The 16,324-nt window shown below is 71.4% G+C and carries 14 protein-coding genes; 8 read left to right on the top strand and 6 right to left on the bottom strand.

Translation table 11 applies throughout. The features are described 5' to 3' along the window. Positions 1 to 27 precede the first annotated feature (27 nt). Genes ACWDD7_RS24385 through ACWDD7_RS24395 form a run of 3 tightly spaced genes read left to right on the top strand, consistent with a single transcriptional unit; the run spans position 28 to position 2,845 of the window. Positions 28 to 1,005 (top strand): ABC transporter ATP-binding protein, encoded by a 978-nt coding sequence (locus ACWDD7_RS24385; protein WP_450458899.1) that lies wholly within the window; start codon positions 28 to 30, stop codon positions 1,003 to 1,005. Continuing rightward, positions 1,002 to 1,775 carry an ABC transporter permease gene (locus ACWDD7_RS24390; protein WP_351876692.1) on the top strand — a complete coding sequence of 258 codons (774 nt, stop codon included), beginning with the start codon at positions 1,002 to 1,004 and terminating at the stop codon, positions 1,773 to 1,775. Before ACWDD7_RS24385 ends, ACWDD7_RS24390 begins: the two co-directional genes overlap by 4 nt. Before the next feature lie 59 nt (positions 1,776 to 1,834). Continuing rightward, positions 1,835 to 2,845: a COX15/CtaA family protein gene (locus ACWDD7_RS24395; RefSeq protein WP_450458900.1), complete on the top strand. Its 1,011-nt coding sequence runs from the start codon at positions 1,835 to 1,837 to the stop codon at positions 2,843 to 2,845. Position 2,846: 1 nt separating this feature from the next. Here ACWDD7_RS24395 and ACWDD7_RS24400 read toward each other — a convergent pair whose 3' ends face one another. The 3 genes from ACWDD7_RS24400 to ACWDD7_RS24410 all read right to left on the bottom strand — a co-directional run bounded on the left by ACWDD7_RS24400 (position 2,847) and on the right by ACWDD7_RS24410 (position 5,101). Continuing rightward, positions 2,847 to 3,584, bottom strand: a complete 738-nt coding sequence (locus ACWDD7_RS24400; RefSeq protein WP_450458901.1) for a nucleotidyltransferase — start codon at positions 3,582 to 3,584, stop codon at positions 2,847 to 2,849. A 93-nt stretch (positions 3,585 to 3,677) separates the two neighbouring features. Then, positions 3,678 to 3,998, bottom strand: coding sequence for a hypothetical protein (locus tag ACWDD7_RS24405; RefSeq protein ID WP_285553624.1), 321 nt, complete (start codon positions 3,996 to 3,998; stop codon positions 3,678 to 3,680). 113 nt (positions 3,999 to 4,111) lie between these two features. After that, on the bottom strand, positions 4,112 to 5,101 hold the full coding sequence (locus ACWDD7_RS24410; protein ID WP_450458911.1) for a heme o synthase: 990 nt from the start codon (positions 5,099 to 5,101) through the stop codon (positions 4,112 to 4,114). A 454-nt stretch (positions 5,102 to 5,555) separates the two neighbouring features. On the opposite strand from ACWDD7_RS24410, the gene tkt reads away from it, so the two are divergent. Genes tkt through pgl form a run of 5 tightly spaced genes read left to right on the top strand, consistent with a single transcriptional unit; the run spans position 5,556 to position 12,244 of the window. After that, positions 5,556 to 7,643 (top strand): transketolase, encoded by a 2,088-nt coding sequence (gene tkt / locus ACWDD7_RS24415; RefSeq protein ID WP_351876799.1) that lies wholly within the window; start codon positions 5,556 to 5,558, stop codon positions 7,641 to 7,643. A 33-nt stretch (positions 7,644 to 7,676) separates the two neighbouring features. Beyond that, positions 7,677 to 8,795 carry a transaldolase gene (tal, locus tag ACWDD7_RS24420; protein ID WP_450458902.1) on the top strand — a complete coding sequence of 373 codons (1,119 nt, stop codon included), beginning with the start codon at positions 7,677 to 7,679 and terminating at the stop codon, positions 8,793 to 8,795. Between the two features lies 1 nt (position 8,796). After that, positions 8,797 to 10,335, top strand: a complete 1,539-nt coding sequence (zwf, locus tag ACWDD7_RS24425) for a glucose-6-phosphate dehydrogenase (protein WP_450458903.1) — start codon at positions 8,797 to 8,799, stop codon at positions 10,333 to 10,335. Next, positions 10,332 to 11,465: a glucose-6-phosphate dehydrogenase assembly protein OpcA gene (opcA, locus tag ACWDD7_RS24430; RefSeq protein ID WP_450458904.1), complete on the top strand. Its 1,134-nt coding sequence runs from the start codon at positions 10,332 to 10,334 to the stop codon at positions 11,463 to 11,465. Before zwf ends, opcA begins: the two co-directional genes overlap by 4 nt. Then, on the top strand, positions 11,462 to 12,244 hold the full coding sequence (pgl, locus tag ACWDD7_RS24435) for a 6-phosphogluconolactonase (RefSeq protein ID WP_450458905.1): 783 nt from the start codon (positions 11,462 to 11,464) through the stop codon (positions 12,242 to 12,244). Before opcA ends, pgl begins: the two co-directional genes overlap by 4 nt. A gap of 67 nt (positions 12,245 to 12,311) precedes the next feature. Here the strand turns inward: pgl and ACWDD7_RS24440 are convergent, their stop codons facing one another. From ACWDD7_RS24440 to ACWDD7_RS24450, 3 genes are all read right to left on the bottom strand, one after another. Beyond that, entirely contained in the window at positions 12,312 to 13,091 is a 780-nt protein-coding gene (locus ACWDD7_RS24440; protein WP_351876804.1) for a hypothetical protein, read from the bottom strand. A gap of 98 nt (positions 13,092 to 13,189) precedes the next feature. Next, entirely contained in the window at positions 13,190 to 14,842 is a 1,653-nt protein-coding gene (gene pgi / locus ACWDD7_RS24445; RefSeq protein WP_450458906.1) for a glucose-6-phosphate isomerase, read from the bottom strand. 52 nt (positions 14,843 to 14,894) lie between these two features. Then, positions 14,895 to 16,163 carry an MFS transporter gene (locus tag ACWDD7_RS24450; RefSeq protein ID WP_450458907.1) on the bottom strand — a complete coding sequence of 423 codons (1,269 nt, stop codon included), beginning with the start codon at positions 16,161 to 16,163 and terminating at the stop codon, positions 14,895 to 14,897. Between the last annotated feature and the right edge of the window lie 161 nt (positions 16,164 to 16,324).

A 16,324-nucleotide genomic window follows, 5' to 3' on the forward strand; every position in this document is an offset into this window, starting at 1 on the left:
CAGGCGGTCTCCCTAGACTCTGGACCCATGCGAAGTGAGCCCGCCCGCCCGTCTCCCGACCGCCACCCCTCGGGGAGACGCTTCGCGTCGGACCCGCTCATCCAGGTTGCGTCCCTGGTGAAGCGGTACGGCACGAAGACCGCGGTGAACGGCCTCGACCTGGAGGCACGGGCGGGCGTGACCGCCGTTCTCGGCCCCAACGGCGCCGGCAAGACGACGACGATCGAGACCTGCGAGGGATACCGGAAGCCGGATTCCGGCACGGTGCGCGTCCTGGGCCTCGACCCCGTGCGGCAGTCGGCCGAGCTGCGGCCCCGGATCGGCGTGATGCTCCAGTCCGGCGGCGTGTACTCCGGCGCCCGCGCGGACGAGATGCTGCGCCATGTCGCCAGGCTGCACGCCCACCCGCTGGACGTGGACGCCCTGATCGAACGGCTCGGGCTCGGCAGCTGCGGCCGCACCACCTACCGCCGGCTCTCCGGCGGCCAGCAGCAGCGCCTCGCGCTCGCCATGGCCGTCGTCGGCCGCCCGGAACTGGTCTTCCTGGACGAGCCGACCGCGGGCCTCGACCCGCAGGCCCGCCGCGCCACCTGGGACCTGGTGAAGGACCTGCGCGCCGACGGCGTCTCGGTGATCCTCACCACGCACCACATGGACGAGGCCGAGCAGCTCGCCGACGACGTCGCGATCATCGACGGCGGCAAGGTCATCGCCCAGGGCTCCCCCGAGGAGCTGTGCAAGGGCGGCGCCGAGAACACCCTGCGCTTCACCGGCCGCCCCGGCCTCGACGTCGGCTCCCTGCTCAAGGCGCTCCCGGACGGCTGCACGGCCGCCGAGCCGACCCCGGGCGCCTACCGCGTCGTCGGCAGGATCGACCCGCAGCTGCTGGCCACCGTGACCTCCTGGTGCGCCCAGCACGGGGTGATGCCGGACCGCATCTCGGTCGAGCGGCACACGCTGGAAGACGTCTTCCTCGAACTCACGGGCAAGGAGCTGCGCTCATGACCACCGCGCCGGGTACGTACGCGCCCAAGCCGGGGCCCGCGCCCCTGCCCCGCATGATCGCGGCACAGGCGGCCCTGGAGACGAGGATGCTGCTGCGCAACGGCGAGCAGCTGCTGCTGACGGTGGTCATCCCGACCCTGCTGCTGGTGCTCTTCAGCTCCGTGGACATCGTGGACACCGGCAAGGGCAAGGCCGTCGACTTCCTCGCGCCGGGCATCCTCGCCCTCGCGGTGATGTCGACCGCGTTCACCGGGCAGGCCATCGCCACCGGCTTCGAACGCCGGTACGGCGTGCTCAAGCGGCTCGCCGCCTCGCCGCTGCCGCGCTGGGCCCTGATGACCGCCAAGACGGCGTCCGTGCTGGTCACCGAGGTGTTCCAGGTGATCCTGCTGGCAGTGATCGCCCTCGCGCTCGGCTGGTCCCCGCACGGCGACCCGGCCGCCGTGCTCCTCCTGCTGGTCCTCGGCACCGCCGCGTTCTCCGGGCTCGGCCTGCTGATGGCGGGCACCCTGAAGGCGGAGGCGACACTGGCCGCCGCCAACCTGGTCTTCCTGCTGCTGCTCGTCGGCGGCGGGGTCGTCGTGCCGTTGGACAAGTTCGGCTCGGCCGGACAGCACATCCTCGGCCTGCTGCCCATCTCCGCCCTCTCCGACGGCCTGCGGGACGTGCTCCGGCACGGCGCCGGGATGCCCTGGGGCGACCTGGGGATCCTCACGGTGTGGGCGGTCGTGGGGCTCGCGGCGGCGGGGAAGTTCTTCCGCTGGGAGTGAGCAGCGACACGGCGCCGGGACGGGACCCTCGTGAAAGCGTGCACAAGCGGCGGCCTACGATGGTGGACGTGCCAAAGCTGAACCGCGCCGACGCCGTAGCGGCCCTGCGTAATCCGCTCGCCTTCATCGCCGACCGCTGGACCCCGGAGCCCCGGACCGTGCAGCGGGCGGCCCTCGCCGCGCTCGTGATGTCGGTGGTCATCGTCGTCACCGGCGGTGCCGTACGGCTGACCAGTTCGGGCCTCGGCTGCCCGACCTGGCCCGAGTGCACCGACGGCTCCCTGACGCCGACGCAGGCGCTGAGCTATCACAGCGCGATCGAGTTCGGCAATCGCATGCTGACCTACGTGCTGTGCGCCGCGGTCGGCTGGGCGATCATCGCCGCCCGCTCCGAGAAGCCGCACCGGCGCAGCCTGACCCGGCTCGGCTGGGCGCAGTTCTGGCTGGTGATGGGCAACGCGGTGCTCGGCGGCATCGTGGTCCTCGTCGGCCTGAACCCGTACACCGTCGCCGCGCACTTCCTGCTGGCGACCGCGCTGACCACGGTCGCCGTGGTGATGTGGCAGCGCACCCGCGAGGGCGACGCCGCGCCCCGGCCGCTGGTCGGCAAGGCCGTGGTGCAGCTGGTGTGGTTCCTGGTGGTCGCGGCCGTCCTCCTCGTCGCGGTCGGCACGGTGGTGACCGGCGCCGGCCCGCACGCGGGCGACTCCAGCGCCGTCAAGCGCATCCCGATCGACTGGGAGACCGTGGCCAAGCTGCACGCGGTGCTCGCCTGGATCGTGGTGACGCTGACGTTCGCCTGCTGGTTCATCCTCAAGGCCGTCGACGCCCCGCGCGGCCCGCTGGCCCGCACCCGGGAGCTGTTCCTGATCCTGCTGGCGCAGGGTGTCATCGGCTACGTCCAGTACTTCACGCACCTGCCCGAGGTTCTGGTGGGCGTGCACATGCTCGGCTCGTGCCTGGTGTGGATCGGCGTGCTGCGGGTCCTGCTGGCGCTGCGCGAGCGTCCGGGGACGGAGCCGGCGGTGCCGGGGCCCTCGGCCGAGGCCACGGTTCCCACGAGCGCCTGAATCACCCGTACGCGGCAACCAGCGCGTCGATCGCCGGGCCCAGGTAGGCACGGGTCAGCGCGGCGCGCCGGGTGAGCCGGCCGTCGTCCGGCGGGGCGGGGTCCCCGTACCGCCTGCGGGCGATGTCGTCGACGACCTCCGTCGGCGCGCCGAGGGCCGGCAGTTCGGCCAGCGCCTCCCGCTTGGAGATCAGCCGTCCCTCGCGCAGGGTCACGGTGGCCCTGGCGAAGGTCAGCAGCCCCAGGTCGACCCAGATGTCCTGCCGCCACAGCCGCGCCCTGTCCACGGCGGGCCGCCAGAAGTCCCGCTGGTCCTGAACGACGAACGCGCGCAGGGTCTGGTCCGGCACCGGCGGCAGAAGGCGCGTCGGCGGCTCCCCGTGCAGCACTCGCCCGAAGGCGTGCAGCTCGCGCCGGGTGACGGGCGTGACCGGGCGGCGCAGCACATGGCCGTGCGCCCAGGTCAGATGCGCCCGGCCCGGATCGCCCAGGGTGGCCGGGGCCAGGTAGCCGCAGTGCAGCCGCGCGGCGAGCGGCTCGTGGCGCAGGCGCCGGTGCAGCGCCACGACCTGCCGTACGGCGCGGAGGCCCGGCGGCCGCGGAAGCACCGCGATCAGATCGAGATCGCTGCGCCCTTCCTGGTAGTCGCCGCCGGCCAGCGAGCCGTGGGCCCAGACGGCGCGGGGACGTAACGGCGTGAGGGCGTCGAGAAAGCGCCCGAGCAAGGCTTCCGTCGGCATACCGCACAGTGTGGCGCCCCCGAAGGGGCGCGGGGACGTGGCGATTCGGCCACGCGGGCGCACCCGGCCAGGGCTGGGCCCGCGGCCGACGGGCTAACCCCCGAGCTGGATCCCGGCCATCCGCTTCCACTCGTACGGCCCGGTCGTCACCTTCGCGGCGAACTCCCCGTCGAACGCCTCGTGCGCGGTGATCCCGGCCTTCGCCACCGCCTGCTCGGCGATGGCGTACGAGGGGGCCACCACGTCGCCCCAGTTCCCGTCCTCGCCGACGAGCACGATGCGCGCCCCGCGCTCGCCGATGTACGCCACCTGCCCCTCCGCACCGCCATGGGCCTTGGAGAAGGCGCTGATCCTCTGGGCGAGCCGGGCCACCGTGCGCTCGGCCTTCGCGTCAACCTGCTGCGTGTCTGCCATGCCTGGATGCTACCGACGGGTAGATCAAACGGCGACGGGAGGGGTGCGTGGCCTTGACCACGCACCCCTCCCGTCGGAGGACCTTCGACGGTCCGTCGGAGAGAACAGGGGCGTCAGCGCAGGAACGGATCGACGGCGACGGCGACGAAGAGGAGCGACACATAGGTGATCGACCAGTGGAACAGCCGCATCTCCTTGAGCTTCGCGCCGGTGACCTCGGCCTTCGCCCGGTTCTGCAGCCCGTGCGCCTCCCACAGCCAGAAGCCGCCGGCGGCGAGGGCGACGACCGTGTAGAACCAGCCCGTGTACCCCAGCGGGGTGAGCAGCAACGACACGGCGACCATCACCCAGCTGTAGATGACGATCTGCCGGGCCACGACCTTGTTGGAGGCGATCACCGGGAGCATGGGCACCCCGGCGCGCGCGTAGTCGTCCTTGACCTTCATGGACAGCGGCCAGTAGTGCGGCGGCGTCCAGAAGAACATCACCAGGAAGAGGATGACCGGCGCCCAGGACATCGAGTTCGTGACCGAGGACCAGCCGATCAGCACCGGAAGACAGCCGGCGATGCCGCCCCACACGATGTTCTGCGCGGTGCGGCGCTTGAGGATCATCGTGTAGACGACGACGTAGAAGAGCAGCGCGCCGAGCGACAGCCAGGCGCTGAGCCAGTTGACGGTCAGCCCGAACAGCAGGGTGGAGACGACCCCGAGGGCGATGCCGAAGGCCAGACACTCGCGCGGGCTGACCATGCCGGTCACCAGCGGCCGCTGCGAGGTGCGGTCCATGAGGGCGTCGATGTCGCGGTCGATGTACATGTTCAGCGCGTTGGCGCCGCCCGCGGAGAGGTAGCCGCCGAGGCAGGTCAGCAGCACCAGCCTCAGGGAGGGCACACCCTGCTGCGCGAGGAACATCACCGGCACGGTGGTGATGAGCAGCAGCTCGATGATCCGCGGCTTGGTCAGCGCCACGAACGCCTTGGCACGGGCGCCGAACGGCCGGTGGACCTGGCTCGGGCTCGTACCACCGAGCACACCCTCCCCCAGCGCCTTAAGGGCCTGGGAGGTGCCCCCAGGACGGGATTCGACGGCCGTCACGCACACCCCTGACAGAGACATCCCAGCGAGCCTCCCCCGGATGAGGTCTTCATGAAGGGCTCGCGCGTACCACGCCACTTTAGACGTTGCGGATACTCCGGCCTTCGCGGGGGTGGGGTCGTGTTGGCGGACGTACCCGCGGGCGCCCCCGGCGGAGCGCCCGCGGGGTGCCCTGACGGGCTCCCGTGACACCCCTTTATCAGGGGTGTCAAAAGAGGGCCCCCACCACTCTTTTGAGCGGTCAGATGAGCGCCTTCTTATTCATGTGCCAAATGGCGTCTCGGCCAGTCGGGAGGCGGACGGCGTCGATGCCCGGCAGTCTGGAATCACCCGCAAAAACGCACGTCCTTACGAGGGTAGGCTCGTCAGCGGCCGGCGGGCAGAAGCACGCCGGCCGCCGGGTGGGCACGTGCCCCGAAGACACCGGCGACCGACATGTGGAGAGGAGCCCTGACCCAGGGTGAGCACCAAGCCGACCACCACAGACCTTGAGTGGACCGACCTGGACCAGCGGGCCGTGGACACCGCCCGAGTCCTGGCCGCCGACGCCGTACAGAAGGTCGGCAACGGCCATCCCGGTACGGCGATGAGCCTGGCCCCCGCCGCCTACACCCTCTTCCAGAAGGTGATGCGGCACGACCCGGCCGACCCGGAGTGGGTGGGGCGCGACCGCTTCGTGCTGTCCGCCGGCCACTCCTCCCTGACCCTCTACACCCAGCTCTACCTGGCCGGCTTCGGCCTGGAGCTGGCGGACCTGGAGTCCTTCCGCACCTGGGGTTCGAAGACCCCGGGCCACCCGGAGTACGGGCACACCAAGGGCGTCGAGACCACGACCGGCCCGCTGGGCCAGGGTGTGGCCAACGCGGTGGGCATGGCGATGGCCGCCCGCTACGAGCGCGGTCTGTTCGACCCGCAGGCCCCGCAGGGCGAGTCGCCCTTCGACCACTTCATCTACTGCATCGCCGGTGACGGCTGCCTCCAGGAGGGCATCGCCGCCGAGGCGTCCTCGCTGGCCGGCCACCAGAAGCTCGGCAATCTGATCCTGCTGTGGGACGACAACCACATCTCGATCGAGGGCGACACCGAGACGGCCGTCTCCGAGGACACCGTCAAGCGGTACGAGGCCTACGGCTGGCACGTGCAGCGCGTGGAGCCGAGGGAGGACGGCGACCTGGACCCGGCGGCCATCTACGCCGCGGTCCAGGCGGCCAAGGAGGTCACCGACCGCCCGTCCTTCATCGCGATGCGCTCGATCATCGCCTGGCCGGCCCCGAACGCCCAGAACACCGAGGCCGCGCACGGCTCGGCGCTCGGCGCGGAGGAGGTCGCGGCCACCAAGCGCGTCCTCGGCTTCGACCCGGAGCAGTCCTTCGCCGTCGAGGACGAGGTCATCACGCACACCCGCAAGGCCCTGGAGCGCGGCGCCCGCGCGAAGGCCGAGTGGGAGAAGACGCTCCAGGTGTGGCGGGACGACAACCCCGAGCGCGCCGCCGAGTTCGACCGCATCGCCAAGGGCGAGCTGCCCACCGGCTGGGAGGAGAAGATCCCGGTCTTCGAGCCCGGCAAGTCGGTCGCCACCCGTGCCGCCTCCGGCAAGGTGCTCCAGGCGCTCGGCCCGGTGATCCCCGAGCTGTGGGGCGGCTCCGCCGACCTCGCCGGCTCGAACAACACCACGATCGACAAGAGCAGCTCCTTCCTCCCCGAGGGCAACCCGCTGCCGGAGGCCGACCCGTACGGCCGTACGATCCACTTCGGCATCCGCGAGCACGCCATGGGCGCGGAGCTCAACGGCATCACGCTGCACGGCAACACCCGCGCCTACGGCGGTACGTTCCTCGTCTTCTCCGACTACATGCGCAACGCGGTGCGCCTGTCGGCCCTGATGCACCTGCCGGTGACGTACGTCTGGACGCACGACTCCATCGGTCTCGGCGAGGACGGCCCGACCCACCAGCCGGTCGAGCACCTGGCCTCGCTGCGCGCCATCCCGGGCCTGAACGTCGTCCGCCCGGCCGACGCCAACGAGACCGCCATCGCCTGGCGCGAGGTCCTCAAGCGCTACACCAAGGAGTTCGGCAAGGGCCAGCCGCACGGCTTCGCGCTGACCCGCCAGGGCGTGCCGACGTACGAGCCCAACGAGGATGCCGCGCGCGGCGGTTACGTCCTGTTCGAGGCCGAGGGCGGCGAGCCGCAGGTGATCCTGATCGCCACCGGTTCCGAGGTGCACGTGGCCGTCGAGGCGCGTGAGCGGCTCCAGGCCGACGGCGTTCCGACGCGGGTCGTGTCCATGCCGTCGGTCGAGTGGTTCGAGCAGCAGGACCAGGGGTACCGGGACTCCGTGCTGCCGCCGTCCGTGAGGGCCCGAGTCGCCGTGGAGGCGGGTATCGGCCTGACCTGGCACAAGTACGTCGGGGACGCCGGCCGCATCGTCTCCCTGGAGCACTTCGGCGCGTCCGCCGACGGCAAGGTGCTCTTCCAGGAGTTCGGCTTCACCGCGGAGAACGTGGCCGCCAAGGCCCGGGAATCCATCGCCGCCGCCCAGCGCTGACGCTCATATACGACACGTAGGAGATGTAATTCCATGACAGACGCACTCAAGCGCCTTTCCGACGAAGGCGTGGCGATCTGGCTGGACGACCTGTCGCGCAAGCGGATCACGTCCGGCAACCTCGCCGAGCTGATCGACCAGCAGCACGTCGTGGGCGTCACCACCAACCCGACGATCTTCCAGAAGGCGATCTCGGGGGGCCACGGCTACGACCAGCAGCTCTCGGACCTCGCCGCCCGCAAGGTCACCGTCGAAGAGGCCATCCGCATGATCACCACGGCGGACGTCCGCGACGCCGCCGACATCCTCCGCCCGGTCTTCGACGCCACGGAGGGTCAGGACGGCCGGGTCTCCATCGAGGTCGACCCGCGCCTCGCGCACGACACCAAGGCGACCGTCGCCGAGGCCAAGCAGCTGGCCTGGCTGGTGGACCGTCCCAACACCCTGATCAAGATCCCGGCCACCCAGGCGGGTCTGCCGGCGATCACCGAGGTCATCGGCCTGGGCATCAGCGTCAACGTCACGCTGATCTTCTCCCTGGAGCGCTACCGCGCGGTCATGGACGCCTACATCTCCGGTCTGGAGAAGGCGAAGGAGCGCGGCCTGGACCTGTCGAAGATCCGCTCGGTGGCGTCCTTCTTCGTGTCCCGCGTGGACACCGAGATCGACCGCCGCATCGACGAGATGGGCACCGACGAGGCCAAGGCGCTGCGCGGCAAGGCCGGCGTGGCCAACGCGCGCCTCGCCTACCAGGCGTACGAGGAGGTCTTCTCCTCCGACCGCTGGGACGCGCTGGAGAACGCCGGCGCGCACAAGCAGCGTCCGCTGTGGGCCTCCACCGGTGTGAAGGACCCGGCGTACAAGGACACCATGTACGTCGAGGAACTGGTCGCGCCGAACACCGTCAACACCATGCCGGAGGCCACCCTGGAGGCCTCCGACAACCACGGCGAGATCCGCGGCGACGCGGTCACGGGCACCTACGCGGCGGCCCGCGCCGACCTGGACGCGCTGGAGAAGATCGGCATCTCGTACGACGAGGTCGTCCAGGTGCTGGAGGACGAGGGCGTCGAGAAGTTCGAGACGTCCTGGAACGACCTCCTGAAGTCCACCCAGGCGGAGCTCAAGCGCCTCGCCCCTTCGGAGGGCTGACTTGTCACCCGTTTCCGGTTCCGGAGCGAATCCGCTCCGTGACCCGGCCGACCGACGGCTCCCGCGCATCGCGGGGCCGTCGGGCCTGGTCATCTTCGGGGTCACGGGCGACCTGTCGCGCAAGAAGCTGATGCCCGCGGTCTACGACCTCGCCAACCGGGGTCTGCTGCCGCCGGGCTTCTCGCTGGTGGGCTTCGCCCGCCGCGAGTGGGCGAACGAGGACTTCGCGCAGGAGGTCCACGACGCCGTCAAGGCGCACGCCCGTACGCCGTTCCGCGAGGAGGTCTGGCAGCAGCTCATCCAGGGGATGCGCTTCGTGCAGGGCACCTTCGACGACGACGAGGCGTTCGATCGGCTGCGCTCCACCATCGAGGAGCTGGACAAGGCGCAGGGTACGGGCGGCAACTTCGCCTTCTACCTGTCGGTGCCGCCGCGCTCCTTCCCGGTGGTCATCCAGCAGCTGAAGAAGCACGGGCTCGCCGACCAGTCCGGCGGTTCCTGGCGGCGGGCGGTCATCGAGAAGCCGTTCGGGCACGATCTGAAGTCGGCCGAGGAACTGAACGCCATCGTGCACGAGGTGTTCACCCCGGACCAGGTCTTCCGGATCGACCACTACCTCGGCAAGGAGACCGTCCAGAACATCCTGGCGCTGCGTTTCGCCAACACGATGTTCGAACCGATCTGGAACCGGTCCTTCGTGGACCATGTGCAGATCACCATGGCCGAGGACATCGGCATCGGCGGCCGCGCCGGCTACTACGACGGCATCGGCGCCGCCCGTGACGTCATCCAGAACCATCTGCTCCAGCTGCTCGCGCTGACCGCGATGGAGGAGCCCTCCTCCTTCGACGCGCAGGCGCTGGCCGCGGAGAAGACCAAGGTGCTCGGCGCCGTACGGCTGCCGAAGGACCTCGGCAAGAGCACCGTGCGCGCACAGTACGCGGCGGGCTGGCAGGGCGGCGAGAAGGTCATCGGCTACCTCGAAGAGGACGGCATCGACCCGAAGTCGAAGACCGACACGTACGCGGCGATCAAGGTGGGCATCGACAACCGCCGCTGGGCGGGCGTCCCGTTCTACCTGCGCACCGGCAAGCGGCTCGGCCGCCGGGTGACGGAGATCGCCGTCGTCTTCCAGCGGGCCCCGCACTCCCCCTTCGACCACACGGCGACGGAGGAGCTGGGCCAGAACGCGATCGTGATCCGCGTCCAGCCGGACGAGGGCATCACGGTCCGCTTCGGTTCCAAGGTGCCGGGCACCTCGATGGAGATCCGGGACGTCTCCATGGATTTCGCCTACGGCGAGTCGTTCACGGAGTCCAGCCCGGAGGCGTACGAGCGGCTGATCCTGGACGTGCTGCTCGGCGACGCCAACCTCTTCCCGCGCACGGAGGAGGTCGAGCTGTCCTGGAAGATCCTCGACCCGATCGAGCAGTACTGGGACAGGCACGGCAGGCCCGCGCAGTACCAGTCGGGCACCTGGGGCCCCGCCGAGGCGGACGACATGCTCGCACGAGACGGACGGAGCTGGCGCAGGCCATGAAGATAGACCTGACCGACACCACCGCCGGCGAGATCAACAAGGCGCTCGTGCAGGGGCGTCGGGCCATCGGCACCCCCGCCGTCGGCATGGTCCTGACCCTCGTCATCGTCACCGACGAGGAGAACGCGTACGACGCCCTGAAGGCCGCCAACGACGCCTCGCGCGAGCACCCCTCGCGCACGCTGGTGGTCATCAAGCGGATCTCCCGCACCCCGCGTGACCGCACCTCCTCGCGCCTCGACGCCGAGGTGCGGGTGGGCGCGGAGGCGGGCACCGGCGAGACCGTCGTGCTGCGGCTGTACGGCGAGGTCGTCGGCCACGCCGACTCGGTCGTGCTGCCGCTGCTGCTGCCGGACGCCCCGGTGGTCGTGTGGTGGCCGGTGAACGCCCCGCTGGACCCGGCCAAGGACCCGCTGGGCGCGCTCGCCCAGCGCCGGGTCACCGACACCTACGCGGCCGAGGAGCCCGTGCGGGAGCTCACGGCCCGCGCCGATGCCTACACCCCCGGCGACACCGATCTGTCCTGGACCCGGATCACACCCTGGCGCTCGATGCTGGCGGCCGCCCTGGACCAGGTCAACTGCCGGGTGCAGGCGGTCGAGGTGGAGGGCGAGGAGTTCAACCCGAGCTGTGAGCTGCTGGCGATGTGGCTCGCGGACCGGCTGGACGTGCCGGTACGACGCTCCCCGTCCGCGGGGCCGGGTCTGACCGGCGTCCGGATGGACACCACGTGCGGTCCGATCACCCTGGACCGCGCGGACGGCTCGCTGGCCACGCTGTCCATCGAGGGTCAGCCGGCCCGCGCGGTGGCGCTCAAGCGGCGGGACACCGCCGAGCTGATCGCGGAGGAGCTGCGCCGGCTGGACCCGGACGACACCTACGCGTCGGCGCTGCGGTACGGGGTGGACCGGCTGAACACGGCTCCGGATCAGGGGGCTTCTTCCTCGGCGGAGAGTGAGGCCGGGGCTGCCTCGGCTTCGGCCGGGGCCGGGGCCGGGGAGCCGTCCTCCGCCGTGGACGCTCCCGTCGCCGAGCCGGAACCCGCTCAGGAGGCGGCCAAGGCGCCCGCGAAGAAGGCGACGGCCAGGGCCGCGAAGAAGGCACCCTCCAGGAAGGCGTCGGCGAAGTGAGCACCCCTCAGCTGGTCGTCCACCGCGACAAGGAACTGATGGCCCAGGCCGCCGCGGCCCGCCTGATCACGAAGATCGTGGACGCGCAGGCCTCCCGGGGCGCCGCGTCCGTGGTCCTCACCGGCGGCCGCAACGGCAACGGCCTGCTGGCCGCGCTGGCCCAGGCACCGGCCCGGGACGCCATCGACTGGACCCGTCTGGACCTGTGGTGGGGCGACGAGCGCTATCTGCCCGAGGGCGACCCCGAGCGCAATGTCACCCAGGCCCGCGCGGCCCTGCTGGACTCGGTCCCGCTGGATCCCGCGCGCGTGCACGCCATGCCGGCCTCGGACGGGCCGCACGGCACGGACGTCGAGGCCGCGGCCGAGGCGTACGCGGCGGAGCTGGCGAAGGCGGCCGGGCCGGAGAACCACGGCTCGGTGCCCACCTTCGACGTGCTGATGCTGGGCGTCGGCCCGGACACCCATGTGGCCTCGCTCTTCCCGGAGCTGCCGGCCGTACGGGAGACCGAGCGCACGGTGGTGGGCGTGCACGGCGCGCCCAAGCCGCCGCCGACGCGGATCTCGCTGACGCTGCCCGCGATCCGCTCGGCCCGTGAGGTCTGGCTGCTCGCGGCGGGCGAGGACAAGGCGGAGGCGGCGGCCATCGCCCTGTCCGGCGCGGGCGAGATCCAGGCCCCGGCGGCGGGCGCCCGCGGCCGCAGTCGCACCCTGTGGCTGCTGGACGCGGCCGCGGCCTCCCAGCTGCCGCGCTCGCTGTACCCGCCGGCGTCCCCGTGACACCCGGCGGCAGGTAGTCCGTGGAGACGGCGGGGGCCGGCGCCCCCGCCGTTCTCCGTGTCCGGACTCAACGGCCGTACGCGTACCGGGAGTCGTACGGTGTCCGGCCCGCGTGCAGCGCCGGATGGTCCGTCAGCCGTATGCCGAACCGCCGCTTGAGCACGGCCAGTTCGTACAGCGCGATGCCGGTGACCGTCACCGGGGCGCCGAGGATGAACACGATGCCGAGGGTGAGCCCGAGGCCGTGCAGATCGCCGGTGAACAGGTCGGGCAGGGCCATCAGCCAGGTGGTGACGATGGCGAGCAGGGGCGGCAGACCGCGGTGCACGGCCGCCGTGCCGAAGAAGTTGCCGGTGACCCGCAGGGCGCCGGCGCCGACGAACCAGACCAGCCACAGCGTCAGCAGGCCCACCGGCAGGATCATCAGTCCCGCGCCCAGTCGGCTGCTGTTCTGGAGCAGGAACAGGGTCACCGCGGCCGAGGCCACGAAGGTGAGCAGCAACCCGAGGGCTCGCAGCAGCGGCGGACGCAGGGAACGCAGGCTGCCGCCGCGCCGCCAGGTCCACAGCATCACGCCGACCGTCAGCGGGGCGATCACCAGCAGCACCCCGCAGGCGACCAGCAGGTTCTCCAGCATCTCCGTGACGGCGAAGCCGCCCTCCACGAAGGTGTAGACACCGATCGCGGCGACCGAGCCCGCTGCCACCCGGATCCGCTTGAGCTGTTCGACGGCCGGGTCGAGCGGCTCGGGTATCCAGGCGGGGTGGAACACCGCCCAAGCCGCGTGATGGGCCTTCAGGTAGTTGCGGTCGCTCCGGTCGTCCGGCGCCCGGTTCCCCCGTGCCACGGTCCACTCCCCCGAGTAGCGTCGTTCGTGATCACCGGGAGTGTACGGGACACCGGCCGGCGGACCCCGCCCGGTGTCCCGGCCCCCCGGGCCGCCGGTCAGCCACGGCCGCGCAGCTCCCGGTACTTGGCGACCAGGGCCTTGGTCGAGGTGTCGAGGCCGGGAACCTCGGCGCCCTCGGTGAGCGCGGGTTCGACACGCTTGGCGAGGACCTTGCCCAGCTCCACGCCCCACTGGTCGAAGGAGTCGATGTTCCACACCGCGCCCTGCACGAACACCTTGTGCTCGTAGAGGGCGATCAGCTGGCCGAGGACGGACGGGGTGAGTTCCCGCGCCAGGACGGTGGTCGTGGGCCGGTTGCCCCGGAAGGTCCTGTGCGGGACCAGCTCCTCGGGCACGCCCTCCGCGCGGACCTCCTCGGCCGTCTTGCCGAAGGCCAGCGCCTGGGTCTGGGCGAAGAAGTTGGCCATCAGCAGGTCGTGCTGCGCCTTCAGTTCACCACCGAGTTCGGCGACCGGCTCGGCGAAGCCGATGAAGTCGGCGGGGATCAGCTTGGTGCCCTGGTGGATCAACTGGTAGTACGCGTGCTGCCCGTTGGTGCCCGGGGTGCCCCACACGACGGGTCCGGTCTGCCAGTCGACCCGCTTGCCGTCCCGCGCCACGTACTTGCCGTTGGACTCCATGTCCAGCTGCTGGAGGTAGGCGGTGAACTTGGACAGGTAGTGGCTGTACGGCAGTACGGCGTGCGACTGGGCGTCGTGGAAGTTGCCGTACCAGATACCCAGCAGACCGAGCAGCAGAGGGGCGTTGGCCTCGGCGGGCGCGGTGCGGAAGTGCTCGTCCATCAGCCGGAAGCCGTCCAGCATCTCCCGGAACCGGTCGGGCCCGATGGCGATCATCAGGGAGAGGCCGATCGCGGAGTCGTACGAGTACCGGCCGCCGACCCAGTCCCAGAACTCGAACATGTTGGCCGTGTCGATGCCGAACTCGGCGACCTTGCCGGCGTTGGTGGACAGGGCCACGAAGTGCCGGGCCACCGCGGAGGAGTCACCGAGCGCGTCCAGCAGCCAGGTGCGCGCGGAGGTGGCGTTGGTGATCGTCTCGATGGTGGTGAAGGTCTTGGACGCGATGATGAACAGCGTCTCGGCAGGGTCCAGGTCGCGGGTGGCCTCGTGCAGGTCGGCGCCGTCCACGTTCGACACGAAGCGGACGGTCAGCTCCCGGTCGGTGAAGCCGCGCAGCACCTCGTAGGCCATCGCGGGGCCCAGGTCGGAGCCGCCGATGCCGATGTTGACCACGTTCCTGATGCGCTTGCCGGTGTGGCCCGTCCACGCGCCGGAGCGGACCCGGTCGGCGAAGTCGCTCATCCTGTCGAGGACGGCGTGCACCTTGGGCACCACGTTCTCGCCGTCGACCTCGATCACCGCGTCCCGGGGCGCGCGCAGCGCCGTGTGCAGCACCGCGCGGTCCTCGGTGACGTTGATCTTCTCGCCCCGGAACATGGCGTCCCGCAGCCCGAACACGTCCGTCGCCGCGGCCAGCTCGCGCAGCAGCCGCAGTGTCTCGTCGGTGACCAGGTGCTTCGAATAGTCGATATGGAGATCGCCGACGCCCAGTGTGTACCCGGCGCCGCGCTCGGGATCGGCGGCGAACAGGTCCCTCAGACGGATGTCGCCCAGCTCCTCCCGGTGCTTGGCGAGAGCGGTCCACTCGGGCGTCTGATGGAGCCTGGTACGGCCGTCCGTGTTCATTTCCGACTTCCGCCTTCTTTCGTGCCTGTCCCAGCGGTTCCAACCTAGTTGATCAATGGGGGACGCGAGCCGTCGTCGCGCCTTCGCCCGGCGCGGCACCGGACGCGTCCGTCTTGGCGACCGGTATCAGCGCGATGACGGACAGGACGAAGAAGGCGGCCGCGAGGAGGGCCGGGGTGCCCCGGCCCCAGGCGGTGGCCACGGCGCCGCCGAGCAGGGCGCCCAGCGGGGCCCCCGCGACACCCAGGGTGCGGAAGGCGGAGCTGACCCGGCCGAGGGTGCCGGCGGGGCTGCGCCGCTGCATCAGGGTGGTGCTGTTGACGTTCCACAGCATCCCCATGGACCCGAGGACGGCCATGGCGGCCACCAGGGCGGCCAGGCTGCGCACCGTGCCCATGACGAGGAGCGCCGCGGTCTGCGTCGCGCCGGCGAGCAGGACGGTGCACACCGGGCCGAACGCGGCGGTGAGCCGCCGGTTCACCGTGCCCCCGGCCAGGCCGCCGACGGTGTAGGCGGTGGCGGCCGCCGCATAGCCGGCGGTGCCCGCGTGCAGCCAGCCGGTCACGATCACGACCAGGGTGGCGATCAGACCGCCCATGCCGATGTTGCACAGGGCCGTGGCGGCACACAGCCCGCGCAGGGGCCGGTCGTGCCACAGGACGCGCAGTCCGGCGGCGATCTCCCGGCGCAGGGTGCTGCCCGCCGGTCCCGGGACGCGCTCGGGCGCGTCGGTACGCAGGGAGGCGACCAGGGCCGCGGCCACCAGGAAGGTGGCCGCGTCGGTCAGGAAGGGCGCGGCGGCCCCCGCGGCGAGCAGCGCCGGCACGACGGGCGCCCCCAGCAGCCCGCCCGCGATCTTCTGTCCGGTCATCAGCCGGGCGTTGGCGCTGCCGAGGGCCTCGGGACCCACCAGGGCGGGCAACAGGGCGGTGGAGGCGTTGTCGAAGAGGGTCTGGAGGGTGGTCAGGGTGAAGGCCAGCGCGATCAGCAGGGCGATCGAGGCGTGGCCGAGGGCGACAGCCACCGCGAAGGAGGCGACCAGCACTCCTCGTACCGTGTCGACGGTCCACATCGCGCGGCGCTGGTCGACCCGGTCGGCGACGGCCCCGCCGGTCAGCCCGAAGAGGATCCAGGGCAGATAGCCGCAGGCGGTCACGGTGGCGATGAGCAGCGGCCGGTCGGTCAGCGAGGCGGCGAGCAGCGGCAGCGCCGCGTTGCGCAGCGCGTCCCCGAACCGGGACAGCACGGCGGCGCTCCACAGCCGCCCGAAGCCCCCGCGCCATGCGGGCGCGCACGTCTCCCCCGCCGCCACCGTCGCCACAACTCCCCCTCACGGTCGTCGCCTTCACGAGAACCGTAGAGGGTGCCACTGACAATCGACCGGACGCGAGCGGCGGACACTGCTCCGGCCGGGCACCCGCGGGTGCTGCGGCCCGGGAGGTCCCATCCGATGTTGCTCACCACCGCCACACCGATGCCGCG

Source organism: Streptomyces sp. NPDC001056 (assembly GCF_053598955.1).

Coding starts and splice junctions, on each gene's coding strand:
- ACWDD7_RS24385 (WP_450458899.1), top strand. CDS start 28: ATGCGAAGTGAGCCCGCCCGCCCGTCTCCCGACCGCCACCCCTCGGGG.
- ACWDD7_RS24390 (WP_351876692.1), top strand. CDS start 1,002: ATGACCACCGCGCCGGGTACGTACGCGCCCAAGCCGGGGCCCGCGCCC.
- ACWDD7_RS24395 (WP_450458900.1), top strand. CDS start 1,835: ATGGTGGACGTGCCAAAGCTGAACCGCGCCGACGCCGTAGCGGCCCTG.
- ACWDD7_RS24400 (WP_450458901.1), bottom strand. CDS start 3,584: ATGCCGACGGAAGCCTTGCTCGGGCGCTTTCTCGACGCCCTCACGCCG.
- ACWDD7_RS24405 (WP_285553624.1), bottom strand. CDS start 3,998: ATGGCAGACACGCAGCAGGTTGACGCGAAGGCCGAGCGCACGGTGGCC.
- tal (WP_450458902.1), top strand. CDS start 7,677: ATGACAGACGCACTCAAGCGCCTTTCCGACGAAGGCGTGGCGATCTGG.
- opcA (WP_450458904.1), top strand. CDS start 10,332: ATGAAGATAGACCTGACCGACACCACCGCCGGCGAGATCAACAAGGCG.
- pgi (WP_450458906.1), bottom strand. CDS start 14,842: ATGAACACGGACGGCCGTACCAGGCTCCATCAGACGCCCGAGTGGACC.